Raw genomic sequence first — 19,504 nt, forward strand, 5'->3', positions numbered from 1 at the left:
CGGGTACCCTTTCGCCGATGGAACCTCTGGATACGCTCAACCTGTGGATGGAGCGCGCGCGGGATCGTGCACGAGCCGCCAGCTTCGGCCGCTTCCTCTGGCGCCGCTTCCTCGACGACCGCCTGTTCCAGGCGGCCGCGGCGCTGGCCTACACCACCGTGTTCGCGCTAGTGCCGCTGGCGATCGTGGTCTTCGGCGTGCTCTCGGCGTTCCCGGTGTTCGACCGCTGGAGTGACCAGCTCAGCGACTATGTGTTTTCCAACTTCGTGCCCAGCGCCGCGCGCGCGGCCGAGGGTTACCTGCGGCAGTTCTCGGCCAGTGCCGGCCAACTCACCGCCGCCGGCTTCATCGCCCTGGTGGTCTCGCTGCTGATCACCCTCAACAGCGTCGAAGAAACCTTCAACCAGATCTGGCGGGTGGGCAGCACGCGGCCCAAGCTGACCCGCTTCCTGGTCTACTGGACCGTGCTGACCCTGGGCGCGATGCTCGCGGCTGCGTCGCTGGCAGTATCGGCGCGGGTGTTCGCGATGCCCCTGTTCGGCACCCAGGAAGGCCGCTGGCTGGCCGATCTCTCGCTGCGCCTTGCACCGGTGCTGATCGAGTTCGTCTGCATCATGCTGATGTTCCGCGTGGTGCCGCACCACACGGTGAAGTGGCGCCATGCGATTCCCGGCGCGGTGCTGGCGGCGGTGCTGCTGGAGCTGATCAAGTGGGGCATTGGTGCCTATCTGGGCAGCTTCCAGTCCTACCAGAAGCTCTACGGTACGGTGGCCTTCGTGCCGATCCTGCTGCTGTGGATCTACCTGTGCTGGGTGGCGGTGCTGCTGGGGGCCTCGCTGGCCTCATCGATGGCGGCCTTCCGCTACCAGCCGGTGGAGCTGCGTCTTCCGCAGGGCTTCGAGTTCTATGGCCTGCTGCGTCTGCTCGGGCGCTTCCACTACGCACGCGGCAAGGGCCGCGGCCTGGGCGATGACGAGATCCTGCGGCTGGAGCCGATGCTGACCGATTCGCTGCTGCAGGACCTGGCCTGCAATCTGCAGGACATCGGTCTGCTGCGCCGCGACGAGCGCGGTGAATGGCTGCTGGCGCGCGACCTGGACCAGGTCAGCCTGTCCGATCTCTACGAATGCACCCAGTTGCGCATCCCGGTGTCCGAGCAGCATCTGCCGTACCGTGATGACAGCCTGGGCCAGGCCGCGCTTGCCGCCCTGGACGAACTTCGCCTGCCGCTGCGCGAGCGCCTCAAGCGCCGTGTCAGCGACATCTATCCTGATTCCGGAGAAAAACCATGATCCGCTCGCCCCTGTTGAAGGCCCTGCCGCTCGCCCTGCTGCTGGCCCTGGCCGCCTGCAAGCCTGCGCAGGCGCCGACCCCGGCCAGCAGCACGCCGCCCGCCCAGGCGCCGACGCCGACGGCCCCGGCTGAGGCGGCCCCCGCGGATGAGAACCCGGCCGAGCGCACCACGGCCGATTTCCCGACGCTGAAGATGAAAGCCATCGACGGCAGCGAGTACGACCTGGCCGCGCACCGTGGCAAGTGGGTGGTGGTGAATTTCTGGGCGACCTGGTGCGCCCCGTGCCGCAAGGAGATGCCGGAGCTGTCGGCGCTGCATGCCATGCGCAGCAACATCGAGGTGGTGGGCCTGGCCTACGAAGACATTGAAACGCCGGAGATGCAGTCGTTCCTGGCCAAGCACCCGGTGACCTATCCCATCGTGGTGGTCGATCCGTTCGACCCGCCGGCCGATTTCGCGATCCCCCGTGGCCTGCCGCTGACCCACCTCATCGACCCCAACGGCAAGGTCGCCCACACGTTCCTCGGTCCGGTCACCGCCACCGACATCGAACAACAGATCGCAGCGGCGAAGTAGAGTAGAGCCCGCTCGACTGACCCCGGCCCGATTCATCCCCGCATGGTGTGGATCTACTCGACAGGGAAGTCCTCGATCGGCTTGAGCACGTCGTAGTGCTCCACATGCAGCTTGCCCTTCAGCTTCGGCAGGTCCAGCACCGGCTCGTTTACGCGCGTATCCGGCAAACGATCCAGCAGATTGCGCACCAGCGACAGCCGTCCCAGCCGCTGGTCGTTGAAGTCCACCAGCGTCCACGGCGCGGCATCGCGGTGGGTTGCCCGCAGCATCGCCTCGCGCGCCTCGGTGTACGCGCTGTACTTGCTGCGTGACTTCAGGTCCACCGGCGACAGCTTCCAGCCCTTCAACGGATCGCTGTGGCGTTCGGAGAAGCGCTTCTCCTGCTGTTCCTGGTCCACGCACAGCCAGTACTTGAACAACAGGATGCCGTCGTCCACCAGCAGCTGCTCGAACACCGGTGCCTGGTGCAGGAACTGCTGGTACTCGCTCTCGCTGCAGTAACCCATCACCCGTTCAACACCGGCGCGGTTGTACCAGCTGCGGTCCATCAGCACGATCTCGCCCGCCGCGGGCAGGTGGCTGGCATAGCGCTGGAAGTACCACTGGGTGGATTCACGGTCCGTCGGCTTGGGCAGCGCGACCACCCGGCACTGGCGCGGGTTGAGATGCTGGCTGATGGCCTGGATCGCGCCGCCCTTGCCGGCGGTGTCGCGGCCCTCGAACAGCACCAGCAGGCGTTGCCCGCTGTGCTGCACCCAGCGCGCCATCGCGGTCAGTTCCAGCTGCAGGGGCTGCAGCAGTTCGTCGTACTCCTTGCGCTTGAGCTTGCCCATCGTCGTACCACGCTGGAAGGAAGCCCGAGCGTAGCGCAGTGGTTGCGCAAGCGGCGTTGACGCCGCGGTAGAGTCGACCGCTGGTCGACTATGACGCTGGGGTAGAGTCGACCGTTGGTCGACTATGACGCTGGGGTAGAGTCGACCGTTGGTCGACTATGACGCTGGGGTAGAGTCGACCGTTGGTCGACTATCGCGCGTAGCGCGGGGTTTTCCGCAGCCCGCCCCCCGGGGCAGTCGACCAACGGTCGACTCTACCCGGCCGCGCCTGCCCAGCCGTGCTCGCCGGCCAGCTGCTGCAGCAACGCCGACAGATCCGCCGCAAACCCGGCCATGTCGAACACGCCGCTACCGTCGCGTGCCTGCGCCAGTTCTGCCCGCAGCGCGGCCAATGCCTCCGGGTCGTTGCCCAATGCGCTGGCAGTGGCGATGAAGGCAGCATCATCGACCACATTCATGCGTGCCAGGCCCAGGTGATGGTTGAGGCTGCCGGCCACGCGCGCGGCAAAGGTATCGCCAGGGCAGGTCAGCACCGGGCAACCCGCCCACAGCGCATCGGAGGCGGTGGTGTGCGCGTTGTACGGATGGGTGTCCAGGAACAGGTCGGCCAGCGCATAGCGCGCCAGATACTGCGGGTGGGGCAGTTTGGCCATGAACACCAGGCGCTGCGGATCCATGCCAGCGGCCTGCGCGGCTGCACGCAGGCGCGCATCGGCCTGGCCAGGGCCGGACAGCAGCCACAGCACGCTGCCCGCAACCGCCTGCAGCACCGCGAAGGCGCGCTGCATGCTGCGCGGGTTGAGTTTGTAGCTGTTGTTGAAACAGCAGAACACCACGCCGCGTTCGGGCAGGCCGCAGTCGGCACGCGTCGGTGCCGGCTCCAGCACGCGGGTGTTGTCCGAAGGCTGGAAAGCGCGCGGCAGGCGCAGTACGCGTTCGCTGTAATGGGGTTCCAGTGCCGGCGGCAGGGCGAAGGCATCGCCGACCACCGCATCCAGCCACGGCGCGCCGGATGTACCGGGGTAGGCCAGCCAGTTCAGCTGCAGCGGGGCAGGGCGCATGGCCAGCACCTCCGGCGCGCCGCCGCCACCCCAGCCGCGCAGGTCGAACAGCACGTCGATGCCCTGCGCGCGGATCCGTGCTGCAGTCTCGGCGTGGCGTTGGCCGGCCACCTCATGCAACCGGGTGGCCGCCTGCAGGCGTTGGCGGATGCGGCTGCCGTCGTCGCGGTTCAACGCGAACAGATGGAGCTGCAGTGCCGCATCGGCCTGCAGGTGTTCCAGCAGGGCGACGGTCAGCAGGCCGGTCGGGTGCGCACCGAATCCATTGGAAAGGAAGCCGACACGCAACGGCCCACGCGCCCGCACCGGTACCGCTGGCAGCGGGCGCACAGCAGCGGCCACAGCCGCCGCACGGGCACGGGCGCAGGCCAGCTGCCCGGCAGCATCGGCATCCTCGCTGAGGAAGGCGAAGGGCTCGACCACGCCCTGGCCGCTGGCGACCGCGGCACGCACCTGCGTGGCCAGCACATCCAGGTCCTGCCAGTCGCACAGGCGGCGCTGCCAGGCCAGGCGCTGCGCAGCGATATACGGTTCGCCGGGCAGCAGCGTGTGCGCGCGGCGGTAGGCAGCGGCCGCACCTTCGGCATCGTCGGCATCTTCCAGCGCATGCCCCAGCCACAGCGCGATGCCGGGGTGTTCCGGTGCCAGCGAGGCGGCCTGGCCGAGCAGTGCGGCCGCATCGGCATGGGCGCCCGCCATCCACGCCACCCGACCCAGCCGGGCCAGCGCTTCGGGATGGTTGGGCCGCAGTTGCAGCGCACGTCGCGCGGCGCGCTCGCCGGCACCGATGTCGCCGGCTTCCAGTTCCAGATCGGCCAGCATCACCCAGGCGATGAAATCACCCGGCTGGCGTGCGAGCGCCTCCTGCAGTTGCCGCCGCTGCTGCCAGGCCGACATCGGCTCAGCCCGCCGACAGCTGGGCCAGCGCATCCACCTGGTGCTCGTGGCTCAGGCGCTGCAGCAGCGGGTCGAGGTCGCCGGCCAGGATGTTGGGCAGGTCGTACAGGGTCAGCCCTTCCACCCGGTGGTCGGTGATCCGGCCCTGCGGGAAGTTGTAGGTGCGGATGCGCTGGCTGCGGTCGCCGCTGCCCACCTGCAGGCGCCGCGACTCGGCCTGTGCCGCATCCTGGCGCTGGCGCTCGGCGTCCAGCAGCTGCGCCTTCAGGCGCTTCATCGCCTTGTCGCGGTTCGCGTGCTGGCTGCGTTCGGTCTGGCATTCCACGACCACGCCGGTCGGCACGTGGGTGATGCGGATGGCCGATTCGGTCTTGTTGACGTGCTGGCCGCCCGCGCCGGACGAGCGGAACGTATCGACCTTCAGGTCGGCCGGATTGATGACGATGTCATCGACCTCATCCGCTTCCGGAATGATCGCCACGGTGGCCGCCGAGGTATGGATGCGGCCCTGCGATTCGGTGGCCGGCACGCGCTGCACGCGGTGCGTGCCGGACTCGAACTTCAGGCGCGAAAACGCACCACGGCCGACCACGCGGGCCACCACTTCCTTGTAGCCGCCGTGTTCGCCCGGGTTGTCCGATTCGATCTCCACTTTCCAGCCCTGGCGCTCGGCATAGCGGGCGTACATGCGGAACAGATCGCCAGCGAAGATCGCCGCTTCGTCGCCGCCGGTACCGGCGCGCACTTCCAGGAACAGGTTGCCTTCGTCACGCGGGTCGCGTGGCACCAGCAGCAGGGCCAGTTCCTGTTCCAGCTCCAGCAGGCGGGCCTGGGCGACGGCGATTTCCTCGTCGGCCAGCTCGCGCAGGTCCGGGTCGGCGCGCATGCCCTCGGCGGCGGTGAGGTCGGCCTTGGCGCGGGCCTCATCGGCCAGTGCGGTGGCGACCGGTTCAAGTTGGGCGAATTCGCGCGAAAGATCGCGGAAACGAGAGTTGTCGGCGACCACATCAGGTTCGGCGAGCAGGCGTTCCAGTTCTTCGCGGCGCTCGGCCAGCGCTTCCAGCTTACGGCGCAGGGTCGGCGTCATCGGGTCTCACGGGTGGGTGGCGGTAGCCCGGCGCGGCCGGGAACAGGCGCTCGGCGGCGCGGGTCAGGTCGGCATCGCCCGTGAGCGCGGCCGCGCGCAGGGCGGCAGTGGGCGGGTGCAGCAGGCGGTTGGTCAGGCCATGGGCAAGCAGTTCCAGCACTTCGTCGGCCGGTTTGCCGTTGGCCAGCTGCTGCCGCGCGCGCTCCAGCAGTTCGGCACGGGTGGCCTCGCCGAAGGCGCGCAACTGCCGCAGCGGTGCCTGGTGAGCGCTGGCCTGCAGGGTTTCGACGAAGCGCGACACCTGCAGGTCGATGATCGCCTCGGCCTCGGCGGCGGCCTCGCGGCGGCCGCGGCGGTTGTCTTCCACCGCGCGCTCAAGGTCATCCACGGTGTACAGGAAGGCATCGTTGAGCGTGCCGACCTCGGCCTCGATGTCACGCGGCACGGCCAGGTCGAACAGCAGCATCGGCTTGTGCCGGCGCGCGCGCAGCGCCTTGGCCACCATCTCGCGGTGGATGACCGGTTCGCGCGCGGCGGTGGCCGAGAACACCACGTCGGCCTCGGCCAGGTGGCGTTCCAGTTCGGTCAGCGGCAGCGCCACCCCGCCATGGCGGGTGGCCAGTTCCTGCGCATGGGCCAGCGTGCGGTTGGCGATCAGCAGGCGGCGTACCTTGCCTTCGCTCAGGTGCCGTGCAGCCAGCTCGATGGTCTCCCCGGCGCCGACCAGCAGTACCGTGGAATCATCCAGGCGGGCGAACGCGTTCTGCGCCAGGCGCACCGCAGCGGAGGCCACCGACACCGGGTTGGCGCCCACCTGGGTATCGGTACGGGCGCGCTTGGCCACCGAGAAGGTCTGCTGGAACAGCCGGTCCAGGCGCTGGCCCAGCAGGCCGTGGTCGCGCGCGGTGGACCAGGCATCCTTCACCTGGCCCAGGATCTGCGGTTCGCCCAGCACCATCGAATCGAGCCCGGTGGCGACCCGGAACAGGTGGCGCACCGCATCGGCGTCCGCGTGCTGGTACAGGTACCCCTGCAGATCGCCGGCCTGGCTGTGCAGCCAGTGGTCAAGCGCCTCCGGGGAATCGGCGACCGCGTACAGCTCGGTGCGGTTGCAGGTGGAAAGCAGCACCGCTTCGGCGATCTGCGGCGTATCGCGCAGCGAACCAAGCGCGCGCGGCAACGCGTCACCGGCGAAGGCCGCGCGCTCGCGCAGCTCTACCGGTGCGGTCTGGTGATTCAGTCCGAGCACCCACAGGGTCATTGTTCAGTTGCTTGCGATAAGCTGCTGGCCATTGGACGACATTTTAAGGCCCCGATGCCGACGATGCCCGCATTGATTCGCATCCCCAGTGTTCTGCTGCTGTCCCTGGCCTGCAGCCAGGTGCTGGCGGCGGCGCCGACCAAGGCCCCGGCAAGGGCCCCGGCCAGCGAAGAACTGGCCCTGGAACCGGTGATGGCGGGGGAATTCGCCCTGCAGGCCGGCAAGCTGGCTGACGCCGCGCACTGGTACCTGCAGGCGGCCGAACAGACGGCAGGCGATGCGGGGCTGGCTGAACGGGCCACTCGCATCTCCATGCTGGCCAACGATGATGCCAGCGCCGCCAAGGGCCTGGCCCTGTGGGAAAAGCGTGCGCCCAGTTCGCTGTCGATGCGCAGTGCTGCCGCTGCGCTGGCAATGCGGCAGGGAAACGTGAAGGCCGCACGGACCGAGCTGCAGGCCCTGCTGGCCGACCCTGACGACCGGGGCTGGAAGTTCGCGCTGGCTGCCCTGATCGGCGGTGGCCGCGACCCGGCCGTACCGGCGCAGGTGCTGGGCGAGCTGGTCGACGCCAACGCCATTCCGCCGAAGATCGAGGCCTGGCAGGAATTCGGCCGCCTCGCCCTGCGCATGGAGAAGCCCGAGCTGGCCCGGCGCATGATCGACGAAGTGGTCAAGCGCTTCCCGGACGAGCCGCGGGTGGCCCTGCTGCGTGCCAGCCAGCTGCAGCAGGCCGGGCAGACCACGCAGGCGCTGGCATTGCTGCGGGGGGTTGAGCCGAAGACCCGGCAGGACCCGGAGCTGCGCAACGCCGTGGCCATCGCCTATGACAGCCTGGGCCAGCCGGCCGCCGCCGAGCGGGTGCTGGCCGTAGGCCCGCAGAATGTGCAGACCTGGGGCATGCGTGCTTCGCTGCTGGCCAAGCAGGGGGACACCGCAGCGCTGTCGGGCCTCTACAACGAGCTCTCGCGTCAGGCCGCCAAGCCCGACCCGGCGCAGCGGCTGCTGCTGGGCAAGATCGCCGAATACCTCAAGCGCTACCCGGAGGCGGTGAACTGGTACCACAGCGTGCCCGGTGGCGAGGAACTGAACGAAGCGCGCCTGCGCGCAGCGAACGCGCAGGGCCTGGCCGGCCGCCAGTCGCTGGCGCTGGATGAAGTGCACGCCATCCAGTCCGACGCGAGCGTGGATGACGATGTGCGCCGCGATGCCTACCTGCTGGAAGCCGAGCTGCGCCAGCGCGCCGACGATCTGCCCGGCGAACTGGACGCGCTGGCCCGGGGCCTGGCTGCCTATCCGGACGAGAATGGCCTGCTGTACGCCCGTGCCCTGGCGTGGGAACGACGCGACGATATCGCCCGCGCCGAGGCCGACCTGCGCAAGGTACTGGTGACCGATCCGGAGAACGTGCCCGCGCTGAACGCGCTGGGTTACACCCTGGCCGACCGCACCAAGCGCTACCAGGAAGCGCTGGAACTGATCGACCGCGCGCGGGTGGCCGAGCCGGACAATCCGGCCATCGTCGACAGCTATGGCTGGGTGCTGTATCGCCTGGGCCGCAACGAGGAAGCCCTGGTGCAGCTGCGCCGGGCCTGGACCCTGTCGCGTGATCCGGAAATCGCCGCCCACGTGGGCGAGGTGCTGTGGGTGCTCGGCAAGCACGACGAGGCCCGCCACTTCTTCGAGGAGGCGGCCAAGCTCGACCCTGAAAACCGCGCGCTGCTGCGCGCCCGCGAGAAGTTCAATCCATGAGTGTTTCCCTGATCCGGCCGCTGCTGCTGGTGGCCGTGACCCTGGCGGTGAGCGCCTGTACCAGCGTGGGCATGCAGAAGACGCCGGCCCCGGACGTGGTTTACACCGTGTCGCCGGCCGCAGAGCGCGCTGAAGAAGCCCGCGTGCAGGCCCTGCGCGCCCAGCCCGATTACAGCTTCCAGGGCCGGGTCGCGGTCAGCAAGGGCAAAAATGGTGGCAGCGGCCGCATCGACTGGGTCCAGCAGGGCAGCGAGTACCGTATCCAGCTGAGTGCGCCGGTCACCCGCCAGAGCTGGACCCTGCAGGGGGATTCGGTGCAGGGCGGGGCGCGCCTGGACGGGCTGGGCGATGGACCGCGCGCGGGCGATGACGCGCGCCAGCTGCTGCTCGATGCCACCGGCTGGGATATCCCGGTCAATGAACTGTCTGACTGGACCCGTGGCCTGGTGCTGCGCGGTTCCGGCGAAAACAGCGTGGAGCGCGATGCCGAAGGCCGGCCGCGGCGCATGCAGCAGGCCGGCTGGCTGATCCAGTACCTGGACTGGTACCCGGCCCAGGAAGGAAGCCCGGCGCTGCCGCGGCGGATCGAGGCCAGCCGCGAGGACGCCAAGGTGCGCCTGCTGGTCGACCAGTGGGGCACCGACGCGCCATGACCGCGCAGATTGACGCCGATGGCTGGTCCTGGTGGCCGGCCCCGGCCAAGCTGAACCTGTTCCTGCACATCACCGGCCGTCGTGCCGATGGCTACCACGAACTGCAGACCGTCTTCCGTCTGCTGGACTGGGGCGACCGCATCGGGATGCGCCTGCGCGCCGATGGCCGGGTACGACGGCAGGGCGACGGCCTGGCCGGCGTCGCAGAGGCCGACGACCTCGCCGTGCGTGCGGCAATGCTTCTCAAAAGTGTCGCCAATGCCGTTCAAGGTGCAGATATCGTCGTTGAAAAGCATGTTTCAGCAGGTGGTGGGTTCGGTGGCGGTTCGTCCGACGCGGCCACGGTGCTGGTGGTCCTGAACCGGCTCTGGCAGGTCGGCCTGGACGAGGATGCACTGGCGGCGCTGGGCCTGCGCCTCGGTGCCGATGTGCCGGTCTTCGTGCGCGGCCACAACGCCTGGGCCGAGGGGGTAGGCGAACAGCTGCAGCCGGTCACCCTGGCGCCGGCCTGGTACGTCATCGTCGAGCCCGGCGTTCATGTACCCACCCCGGCCCTGTTCGCTGACCCGGATTTGACGCGCGACTGCCCAAAGGCGAAAATAGGCGACTTCGCTTCCGGCGCTCTGGTCGGAAACGTGTTCGAGCCGGTGCTGCGCCGTCGCGAGCCTGCCGTAGAGGCGGCGCTTGCCGCGTTGAGCAGCATAGGCCAGGCACGTTTGACCGGGTCCGGAAGTGGTTGTTTCGTCGAGTTCGATTCGCAGGCTGCCGCAGAGCAGGGGCGAGCGGAATTGCCGAAGGAGTTGCGGGCAAGGGTGGCCGCGGGCGTTGCACGTTCGCCACTGCTGGATGCACTCGAGCAACACTGATTCATCAATGCAGGGGCGTCGCCAAGAGGCCCAAGGCACCAGGTTTTGATCCTGGCATTCGGAGGTTCGAATCCTCCCGCCCCTGCCAATGCGGCTGTGTCCGCGCCATCCAGCGCATCACTGCGCGGGACGTGGAAACAGTCGCGGTGTTGTAAGCAGCAGGGGCCGAGGTGGTCCTTGCCGCTACCGGATCCCCGCCACTCGTCCCCGCCCGAGACAATCATGATGCAAGAGTCCCCGAACCTGCTGGTCTTTTCCGGCAACGCCAACAAACGTCTGGCGCAGAACATCTGCAAGGAACTGGGGGTCCGCCCGGGCAAGGCGCTGGTCTCGCACTTCTCCGATGGCGAAGTGCAGGTCGAGATCGAAGAGAACGTCCGCAAGCAGGACGTCTTCGTGATCCAGCCGACCTCGGCGCCGAGCGCTGAAAACCTGATGGAACTGCTGGTGCTGATCGACGCGCTCAAGCGCGCATCGGTGGCCAGCGTGACCGCCGTGGTGCCGTACTTCGGCTACTCGCGCCAGGATCGCCGCATGCGTTCCTCGCGCGTGCCGATCACCGCCAAGCTGGCGGCCAAGATGTTCAGCACCGCTGGCGCTGATCGCGTGCTGACCGTCGACCTGCACGCCGACCAGATCCAGGGCTTCTTCGATATCCCGGTGGACAACGTGTATGCGTCCCCGCTGCTGCTGGCCGACATCTGGCGCGCCTACGGCACCGAGAACCTCATCGTCGTCTCGCCGGACGTGGGCGGCGTGGTCCGCGCCCGTGCGGTCGCCAAGCGCCTGGATGACGCCGATCTGGCAATCATCGACAAGCGCCGTCCGCGCGCCAACGTCTCCACCGTGATGAACATCATCGGTGACGTCGAAGGCAAGACCTGCGTCATGGTCGATGACATCGTCGATACCGCCGGCACCCTGTGCGCCGCTGCCGCTGCCCTGAAGGCGCGCGGTGCGCTCAAGGTCGCCGCCTACTGCACCCACGCGGTGCTGTCGGGCCCGGCGGTGGACAACATCACCAATTCCCAGCTCGACGAACTGGTGGTGACCGACACCATCCCGCTGAAGGACGCCGCGCGGGTGTGCAGCAAGATCCGCCAGCTGAGCGTGGCGGAAATGCTGGCCGAAACGATGCGCCGCATCGCCTTCGGCGAGTCGGTCAGCTCGCTGTACGTCGATTGATTTTCGTCCCCGCCGGCAACGGTGGGGACACACCCCGGATGCTTCTGGTCGCGGAAGCATCTTCAACCGCCACGCCGCAAGGCATGGCAACAACCTGAGTAGTCGAAAATGTCGAAGACCCATGAAATCAAGGTCACCAAGCGTGAACTGCAGCGTAAGGGTGCGAGCCGCCGCCTGCGTCACGCTGGTGTGATCCCGGCCATCGTGTACGGCGGCAACGCCGAGCCGGTCGCCATCAGCCTGGACCACAACGAAATCTGGCTGGCCCAGCAGAACGAGTGGTTCTATGCCTCCATCCTGGACCTGAACCTGGACGGCCAGGTGCAGAAGGTCCTGCTGCGTGACATGCAGCGCCACCCGTACAAGCAGCTGATCATGCACCTGGACTTCCAGCGCGTGAACGAGAACGAAGCCCTGACCGCTTCGGTCCCGCTGCACTTCATCAACGAAGACACCTCGCCGGCTGGCAAGGCTGCCGACGTCGTGGTCACCCACGAACTGAAGGAAGTGACCATCAGCTGCCTGCCGAAGGACCTGCCGGAGTCGATCGAAGTCGACCTGGGCGGCCTGAACGCTGGCGACGTGGTCTACCTGTCCAACATCAAGCTGCCGAAGGGCGTGGAAATCCCGGCCCTGGCGCTGGGCAAGGACCACGACGACGCCATCGTCACCGCCAAGCACGGCAAGGAAGACGCTGCCGACGCTGAAGCACCGGCTGCCGAGTAATACAGTGGCGGTGCCTGCCTTCGGGCAGGCACCGTTCTGGAAGGAACCATGGCAGGACTGCGACTGATCGTCGGTCTGGGCAATCCCGGATCGGAACACGCCCGGACCCGGCACAATGCCGGGTTTCATTTCGTTGAGGCCCTGGCTGAAAAAGCCGGTGCGCGCTGGAATGTGGACAGCAAGCTGTTCGGTGAGACCGCCAAGGTCGAGATTGCCGGGCAGACCGTGTGGCTGCTGAAGCCGGCCACGTTCATGAACCTCAGTGGCAAGTCGGTCACCGCTGCACAGCGGTTCTGGAAGATCGAGCCCGAGGAAACCCTGCTGGCCCACGACGAGCTGGACCTGCCGCCCGGTGCGGTACGGCTGAAGTTCGACGGTGGCCACGGCGGCCAGAACGGCCTGCGCGATACCATGCGCCTGCTCGGCCACGGCAAGTTCCACCGCCTGCGCGTTGGCATCGGCCATCCCGGTCACAAGGACCGCGTGGTGGGCTGGGTGCTCGGCCGGCCCTCCAAGGACGACGACGTGCTGATCGCACGCGCCATCGACGATGCCATCGACGTGCTGCCGCTGGCGGTGCAAGGCGATTTCAACGAAGCCATGAAGCGCCTGCACACCCCCAAATGACCCGCCGTAGGTACCGACCGTTGGTCGGTACGCAACCACCCCGGCAGGTACCGACCGTTGGTCGGTACGCAACCACCCCGGTAGGTACCGACCGTCGGTCGGTCGGTACGGAATCACCCGGTAGGTACCGACCGTTGGTCGGTACGGAATCATCCGGTAGGTACCGACCGTTGGTCGGTACGGAATCACCCGGTAGGTACCGACCGTTGGTCGGTACGGAATCACCCCGGTAGGTACCGACCGTTGGTCGGTACGGAATCACCCGGTAGGTACCGACCGTTGGTCGGTACGGAATCACCCGGTAGGTACCGACCGTTGGTCGGTACGGAATCACCCGGTAGGTACCGACCGTTGGTCGGTACGGAATCACCCCGGTAGGTACCGACCGTTGGTCGGTACGGAGAATGATTGGAAAAGCAGCGCCCACGTCGCTGCTTCCCCAATCACTTTCACCCCAGAGAGCTGTCACCCATGGGTATCAAATGCGGCATCGTCGGCCTGCCCAACGTCGGCAAGTCGACCCTGTTCAACGCGCTGACCAAGGCGGGCATCGCCGCGGCGAACTTCCCGTTCTGCACCATCGAACCGAACGTCGGCATCGTGCCGGTGCCGGACCCGCGCCTGGGTGAGCTGGCGGCGATCATCAATCCGCAGAAGGTCATCCCGACCGCGGTCGAGTTCGTCGACATCGCCGGCCTGGTGGCCGGTGCGGCCAGCGGCGAAGGCCTGGGCAACAAGTTCCTGGCACACATCCGCGAAGTCGACGCGATCACCCACGTGGTGCGCTGCTTCGAGAACGCCGACGTCATCCACGTCAACAACAAGGTCGACCCGATCTCGGACATCGAAACCATCGATACCGAACTGGCCCTGGCCGACCTGGACAGCGTCGAGAAGGCACTGAACCGCGCCGAGCGCGCTGCCAAGGGCGGCGACAAGGAAGCGGCCGCACGCAAGCCGGTGCTGGCCAAGCTGCAGGCTGCGCTGGCTGACGGCAAGTCCGGTCGTTCGGTGGGTCTGGACGAGGAAGAGAAGGCACTGGTCCGTGATCTGTTCCTGCTGACCCTGAAGCCGGTGATGTACATCGCCAACGTGCTGGAAGACGGCTTCGAGAACAACCCGCACTTGGACGCCGTGCGTGCCCACGCCGCCGCCGAAGGCGCGCAGGTGGTGCCGGTGTCGGCCGCGATCGAAGAAGAGCTGTCCCAGCTCGACGACGAGGACCGCGACACCTTCCTGGCCGACCTCGGCCTGAGCGAGCCGGGCCTGAACCGCGTGATCAACGCGGCCTACAGCCTGCTGGGCCTGCAGACCTACTTCACCGCCGGTGTGAAGGAAGTCCGTGCGTGGACCGTGCGCAAGGGCGCCACCGCCCCGCAGGCTGCCGCGGTCATCCACACTGACTTCGAGAAGGGCTTCATCCGCGCCGAAACCATCGCGTATGACGACTTCATCAAGTACAAGGGCGAGGCTGGCGCGAAGGAAGCCGGTCGCCTGCGCCTGGAAGGCAAGGAATACCGCGTGCAGGAAGGCGACGTGCTGCACTTCCGCTTCAACGTCTGATCCTGCGGTACTGGATCGGCCCCGGACGCCCCGCCCTGTGCGGGGCGTTCGCGTTTCCGGCATGAATCGGCTGCGTGGACAAAAAATGACCATGCCCCGAAACGCCTGCGCCGCAATACTCGCGCGCACTTGTCCACACCAAACCCCCATCGCTTTCCACGCGCGGTGTGGAAAACCAGGGGTCGGATCCCTTTCCAAAGGAAAGGGCTCCTACCCCGACCGGCGCAGTCGAGTGGTGGACAAATTTTCACCACGCCTGAAAATGACTGCGCTGCAACGCTCGCACCCACTTGTCCACATCAAGTTCCCATCGCTCTCCACGTCCGGTGTGGAAAACAATCGCAGTCCTGGACAAAAAATCGCCACGCTCGGAAACGCTTGCGGTGCAATGCTCTTGCCTACTTGTCCACACCAAGTTCCCATCGCTTTCCACGCGCGGTGTGGAAAACCTCCGGTGCCCCCGCTCTGGTAGTCGCCCACCTTGGTGGGCGCGTGGCAAAGCAGTGCCCACCAAGGTGGGCAGCTACCGATATCAGGTTCCCATCGCCTTCCACGCGCGATGTAGAAAACCTCCGGTGACCCGCTCTGGTAGTCGCCCACCTCGGTGGGCGCGTGGCAAAGCAGTGCCCACCAAGGTGGGCAGCTACCGATATCAGGTTCCCATCGCCTTCCACGCGCGATGTGGAAAACCTCCGGTGACCCGCTCTGGTAGTCGCCCACCTCGGTGGGCGCGTGGCAAAGCAGTGCCCGCCAAGGTGGGCAGCTACCGATATCAGGTTCCCATAGCTTTCCACGCGCGATGTGGAAAACCTCCGGTGACCCGCTCTGGTAGTCGCCCACCTCGGTGGGCGCGTGGCTAAGCAGTGCCCGCCAAGGTGGGCAGCTACCGATATCAGGTTCCCATCGCCTTCCACGCGCGGTGTGGAAAGCCTCCGGTGACCCCGCTCTGGTAGACGCCCACCTTGGTGGGCGCGTGGCAAAGCAGTGCCCACCAAGGTGGGCAGCTACCAACACCAGCTTTCCAAACAACAAGGCCCGCCAATGGCGGGCCTCGTCTTCTGCATCGATCGGAACTGCTTGCGCCTACAGCGCGCTACCTCCGAACTTGTGGGTGTACTGCAGGTTGATCGTGCGGCCGACGGTGTCGAACCAGGACACGTCGTAGTAAGGATATGCCGTGTACGTGGCGTCCTTCGGCGGCATCTTGTTGAACACGTTGACCACCGACAGCGACAGGCGCGAGTGATCGTCGAAGCGGTACTGCACCGAAGCGTTGTAGCGGTAGGTAGCCTTGATGTACGGGCTGTCTCCGCTTTCCGGGTCAAACACCTGGTCGTAGCTGTCCGAGGTCGGCAGCTTGCCCAGGCGAGAACCGTACACGGTGGCCGACCACGCGTCCTTCTCCCAGGTCACGCTGGCGCTGGTCTTGGTGCGCGGGATGTCGAAGCCGCTGTTCACTGCGAACTGGTCTTCCACCGGGTCGCCCGGGAACTGCTGGAAGTCGTGCTTCTTCACCCACGTGTGGTTGCCACTGAAGGAGAACTCGCCGATACCGGTCTGCACGCGCCAGCGCAGGCCCACGTCCACGCCCTGGGTGCGTTCGCGGGCGATGTTCACCGGATTCACATGCACTCCATACAGGCGGCCGTCGTCGGTGCGCGTCACCCGTGCCAGTGCGTCCACGCACGTCGGCGACGTGACCACGAGGTCGCCCAGGCGGCAGGCCGCCTCGTCGCGCAGAATCGCGTCCACGTTCATGTCCTGCACCTGGTTGCGCATGTCGATGTCGAACCAGTCCGCGTTGACGTCGAAACCGCCGCCGACCGACCAGACGAAGCCCGCGCTCCACGAGGTGCTCGTCTCCGGGTCCAGATTGCGATTGCCCTCGCGGCTGCGGATCAGGTTCTCCTCATAGTCGTTGCAGTCATCGGCGCCGTCGGACAGGCAACCGTAGTAGTCGTTGCCGGCGGTTTCGTCGTTGCCGGGGCCGGCATAGACATAGTGCAGGTCCGGCGCACGGAAGGCGGTGCCGTAGGAGCCGCGCAGCAGCAGGCTCTCCACCGGGCGCCATTCCAGGCCGCCACTCCAGGTCGCCTTGCCGATGGTGTGGCCCGAGTAGCGGTACTGGTCGTAGCGGCCGGCCACGCTCAGGTTCAGCGTGTCGTGCAGGGGCAGGCGCAGCTCGGCAGCGGTCGCCCAGCGGTTGCGCGAACCCTGGCCGTCCGAATCCTTCCAGCTGTAGTAGTAGTACTCGGTGGCCAGCGGGTCGGGATTCAGCGCGTACGCCTGCTGGCCCAGTTCCACGGTCGCCGCGAAGCCGGCGTCGCCGCCGGGCAGGGAGAACAGCGAGCCGTTGGTCAGGCTGAGGGCGGCGGTTTCGGTGCGCGATTTCGGCGTGTAGGTGGTGCGTGCGGCGATCGACTCGTACTCGGCCCGGGTCAGCGGCCGGTACAGGCGCGACGGGTCGGCGTTGTAGATCGGGAAGCCGTCATCGTCCTCGCCCAGCTGCGGGCCCAGGAACAGTTCGTTGGCCTTGGCAGCGATGATCTGCGGCCAGCTGATGCGCGACTGGTACTGCGAATGGCTCAGTGCCGCCTCGTAGTCCCAGTTGCCGGCCAGGTTGCCCTTGAAGCCGGTGGTCACGCTGAAGGTCTTCTGCGTGCTGCGCACCATGGCATTGCGCAGGCCGCCCATTTCCTCGGGCGAGAACTGGCGCTGCCAGAACTCGATCTCGCCGGTGGCCGCGTTGCTGAAATAGCCCGATTCGTCGCCGTCGGCGGCCATGCGGCCCCATGAGGTGACATCACGCATCAGCGCCAGCGTGTGGTAACCCATCTGCACGTCGGCGAACCATTGCTGGCCGTTGTCGAAGTCATAGCTCAGCGAGGCATAGCCGTTGGCGCCGCGGCGCTCGCTGAGGATGGTGCCGTAACCGATGGACGCGTCGCTGCCGCAGTAATAGCCGTAGCGCGGGCGGAAGGCGTAATAGGTGCTGCCTTGGTTCTGTCCGGCCAGTGCCTGGCAGGTGGCTGCACCGGGGTCCAGGTAGTCATCGTTGTAGTCGGTACGCAGATACGCGCGCCGTGCGATGCGCGAGCCTTCCGTCGGTCCGTCCTGGGTCGAATCCTGCAGGTCGCGCTCATAGGCCCACAGCGGCGTCTGCGACTGCAGCTCCACGCTGTACACCGCATTGAAGTTGCCCTTGCTGAAGCCACTGGACAGGCTCATGTCGAACGACTCGCCACCGCCTTCGCTGGTGGTGCCCATGCGCATGTCGACCGTCGTGCCGTCGGCCTTCTTCTTCAGGATGAAATTGACCACACCGGCGATCGCGTCCGAACCGTAGATGGCCGAGGCACTGCCGGTCAGCACTTCGATGCGCTCGATCATGCCCAGCGGAATGTTGGACACGTCGGTGAAATTGCTGCGGCCCTGGAACGGCATCGGGAAATCGGCGATACGGCGGCCGTTGACCAGCACCAGGGTGTGGTTCGGGCCCAGCCCGCGCAGATCGACCTGCTGTGCACCCGGCGAGAAGTCGGCGCCGCTGGCAGATTGCTGGCTCTGCGTCTCGCCGCCGTTCTGGGTCATCGCACGCAGCACGTCCGGCACCGTGGTGAAGCCGGCCGAGCGGATCTCCTCGGCGTTGATCACCGTGATCGGCGCGGGACCCTCCACCTGCGCGCGCGGAATGCGCGAACCGGTCACCTGTACCGCATCAAGTTGCTGCACCGAAGAGGAACCGGGGCTCTGGGCCGCTGCCGAGGCAGCAACACCCATCAACGCTAGCTGGATCGACCACGCCATCGCCTGTCTACGCATGAGAAATATCTCGGGAATGAAGCCGGCCCGCAGAGGAGGGGCCCTGTCCCCCATTCACAATCCGGAATGGGCGCGCGCATTTAACGCCTTTTTTACGTCCTTGACTACAGGTGTTTCATCTGGCAAAGAATGAAAACGATTGCAGGCCAATTCTGTTCAGGGAGATCAACAATGAGCGCCCTTGTCCGCCGCTGCTGGTCGATCATCGTGCTGGGCACGCTGCTGGCGCTGGTGGCGTCACCGGCCGCCGCGCAGGATCCCCGCGACCTGCATTCCCCCGGCTTCGATTATTACGAGATTGGCGACCTGGATGCACCCCGGCCCGGCCCACGTGCGCCGGCGATGATGTTGATGGGAGGCGGTGAATGGGTTCCCGAGGCCTTCCAGTGGTGGCTCCGGCAGGCGGGTAACGGCCGCGTACTGATCCTGCGCGCCTCCGGCGGTGATGAGCTGCAGGAGCGCCTGTACCGCGACATCGGTGGCACGACGGCGGTTCAGACGCTGGTGTTCGACAACCGTCGCGGCGCGGACGACCCGGCGGTGCTGCGCGTGGTTGCCGCCGCCGACGCGATCTTCATTGCCGGTGGCGACCAGGCGCGATACATCCGCTTCTGGAAGGGCACTGCACTCAACCGCGCGCTCAATGCGCACGTGCGCGCCGGCAAGCCCATCGCCGGCACCAGTGCCGGCCTGGCGATCCTGGGTGGTTATGCCTACGGCGCCCTGAACGGCGGCAGCATCACCTCGGCGGGCGCGCTGGCCGACCCCATGGGCAGCGCGGTCACCCTGGACAGCGGCTTCCTGCAGATGCCCTATCTGCAGCGCGTGGTTACCGATACCCACTTCGACAAGCGCGACCGCCTCGGTCGCCTGATCGTGTTCGTCGCCCGCGCCGCGCAGGAAAGCGGCGACCCGGACATGGTCGGTATCGGCGTGGACGAAGACACTGCCCTGTGCGTGGAGCCGGATGGCCAGGCCCAGGTCCGCAGCGTCGATGGTCAAGGCAAAGTCTGGCTGGTGAGCCCCGGTCGCGACGCCGATCGTCTGGTGGAAGGCGAGCCCCTGCAGTTCCACGCCGTGCCGGTTACCGTCGTGGCCAGCGGTGGTCGGCTGCGCCTGGATGATTTCCAGGCCGACATCGACTACCAGGCGATGGCAGACATCACCGACGGTGAAATTGAAATCACCCGCAGGTAGTGCCGGCCGCTGGCCGACAATTTCGTCGAGGCATCATCGGCAAGATGCTGCCGGCCGGCGGCCGGTACGACCGGCACCGCCCATTTCCTGAACGACCGTGGAGACCT

General features: G+C 67.0%; 15 protein-coding genes and 1 tRNA gene. 11 read left to right on the forward strand and 5 right to left on the reverse strand.

Annotated elements, in window-relative coordinates; translation table 11 throughout:
* Positions 1-17 precede the first annotated feature (17 nt).
* Positions 18-1,292, forward strand: coding sequence for a YihY family inner membrane protein (locus C1924_RS03780; RefSeq protein ID WP_108764145.1), 1,275 nt, complete (start codon positions 18-20; stop codon positions 1,290-1,292).
* Complete coding sequence (locus tag C1924_RS03785; RefSeq protein ID WP_108764146.1) at positions 1,289-1,870, forward strand: TlpA disulfide reductase family protein; 582 nt, start codon at positions 1,289-1,291, stop codon at positions 1,868-1,870. The genes C1924_RS03780 and C1924_RS03785 overlap by 4 nt, the downstream gene beginning before the upstream one ends.
* A gap of 53 nt (positions 1,871-1,923) precedes the next feature.
* Here C1924_RS03785 and ppk2 read toward each other — a convergent pair whose 3' ends face one another.
* The 4 genes from ppk2 to hemA all read right to left on the reverse strand — a co-directional run bounded on the left by ppk2 (position 1,924) and on the right by hemA (position 7,009).
* A complete protein-coding gene (ppk2, locus tag C1924_RS03790) occupies positions 1,924-2,703 on the reverse strand; it encodes a polyphosphate kinase 2 (RefSeq protein WP_108764147.1) in 780 nt (259 codons plus the stop codon).
* 254 nt (positions 2,704-2,957) lie between these two features.
* Entirely contained in the window at positions 2,958-4,661 is a 1,704-nt protein-coding gene (locus C1924_RS03795) for a tetratricopeptide repeat protein (RefSeq protein ID WP_108764148.1), read from the reverse strand.
* A gap of 4 nt (positions 4,662-4,665) precedes the next feature.
* Entirely contained in the window at positions 4,666-5,748 is a 1,083-nt protein-coding gene (gene prfA / locus C1924_RS03800) for a peptide chain release factor 1 (RefSeq protein WP_108764149.1), read from the reverse strand.
* Positions 5,726-7,009 (reverse strand): glutamyl-tRNA reductase, encoded by a 1,284-nt coding sequence (hemA, locus tag C1924_RS03805; protein ID WP_108764150.1) that lies wholly within the window; start codon positions 7,007-7,009, stop codon positions 5,726-5,728. The genes prfA and hemA overlap by 23 nt, the downstream gene beginning before the upstream one ends.
* 63 nt (positions 7,010-7,072) lie before the next feature.
* On the opposite strand from hemA, the gene C1924_RS03810 reads away from it, so the two are divergent.
* The 8 genes from C1924_RS03810 (at position 7,073) to ychF (ending at position 14,378) form a co-directional block, all read left to right on the forward strand.
* A complete protein-coding gene (locus C1924_RS03810) occupies positions 7,073-8,758 on the forward strand; it encodes a tetratricopeptide repeat protein (protein ID WP_174208936.1) in 1,686 nt (561 codons plus the stop codon).
* Positions 8,755-9,411, forward strand: a complete 657-nt coding sequence (lolB, locus tag C1924_RS03815) for a lipoprotein insertase outer membrane protein LolB (protein WP_108764152.1) — start codon at positions 8,755-8,757, stop codon at positions 9,409-9,411. Before C1924_RS03810 ends, lolB begins: the two co-directional genes overlap by 4 nt.
* A complete protein-coding gene (ispE, locus tag C1924_RS03820) occupies positions 9,408-10,277 on the forward strand; it encodes a 4-(cytidine 5'-diphospho)-2-C-methyl-D-erythritol kinase (RefSeq protein ID WP_108764153.1) in 870 nt (289 codons plus the stop codon). Before lolB ends, ispE begins: the two co-directional genes overlap by 4 nt.
* A gap of 11 nt (positions 10,278-10,288) precedes the next feature.
* Positions 10,289-10,365: transfer RNA gene (locus tag C1924_RS03825), tRNA-Gln, on the forward strand.
* A 137-nt stretch (positions 10,366-10,502) separates the two neighbouring features.
* Positions 10,503-11,462 (forward strand): ribose-phosphate diphosphokinase, encoded by a 960-nt coding sequence (locus tag C1924_RS03830; protein ID WP_025879147.1) that lies wholly within the window; start codon positions 10,503-10,505, stop codon positions 11,460-11,462.
* Positions 11,463-11,570: 108 nt separating this feature from the next.
* The gene (locus C1924_RS03835) at positions 11,571-12,188 is read left to right on the forward strand and encodes a 50S ribosomal protein L25/general stress protein Ctc (protein WP_108746017.1); all 618 of its coding nucleotides are present in this window, start codon (positions 11,571-11,573) and stop codon (positions 12,186-12,188) included.
* A gap of 48 nt (positions 12,189-12,236) precedes the next feature.
* Positions 12,237-12,815, forward strand: a complete 579-nt coding sequence (pth, locus tag C1924_RS03840) for an aminoacyl-tRNA hydrolase (protein ID WP_079220740.1) — start codon at positions 12,237-12,239, stop codon at positions 12,813-12,815.
* 471 nt (positions 12,816-13,286) lie between these two features.
* On the forward strand, positions 13,287-14,378 hold the full coding sequence (gene ychF / locus C1924_RS03845) for a redox-regulated ATPase YchF (RefSeq protein ID WP_079220741.1): 1,092 nt from the start codon (positions 13,287-13,289) through the stop codon (positions 14,376-14,378).
* Between the two features lie 1,083 nt (positions 14,379-15,461).
* Here the strand turns inward: ychF and C1924_RS03850 are convergent.
* Positions 15,462-18,200, reverse strand: a complete 2,739-nt coding sequence (locus tag C1924_RS03850) for a TonB-dependent receptor (protein ID WP_108764154.1) — start codon at positions 18,198-18,200, stop codon at positions 15,462-15,464.
* A gap of 171 nt (positions 18,201-18,371) precedes the next feature.
* Between C1924_RS03850 and C1924_RS03855 the strand changes: the two genes are divergently transcribed.
* Entirely contained in the window at positions 18,372-19,397 is a 1,026-nt protein-coding gene (locus C1924_RS03855; protein WP_108764155.1) for a cyanophycinase, read from the forward strand.
* Positions 19,398-19,504 lie beyond the last annotated feature (107 nt).

The organism is Stenotrophomonas sp. ESTM1D_MKCIP4_1, assembly GCF_003086895.1.
In the GTDB taxonomy this organism is placed as follows: Bacteria; Pseudomonadota; Gammaproteobacteria; order Xanthomonadales; family Xanthomonadaceae; genus Stenotrophomonas.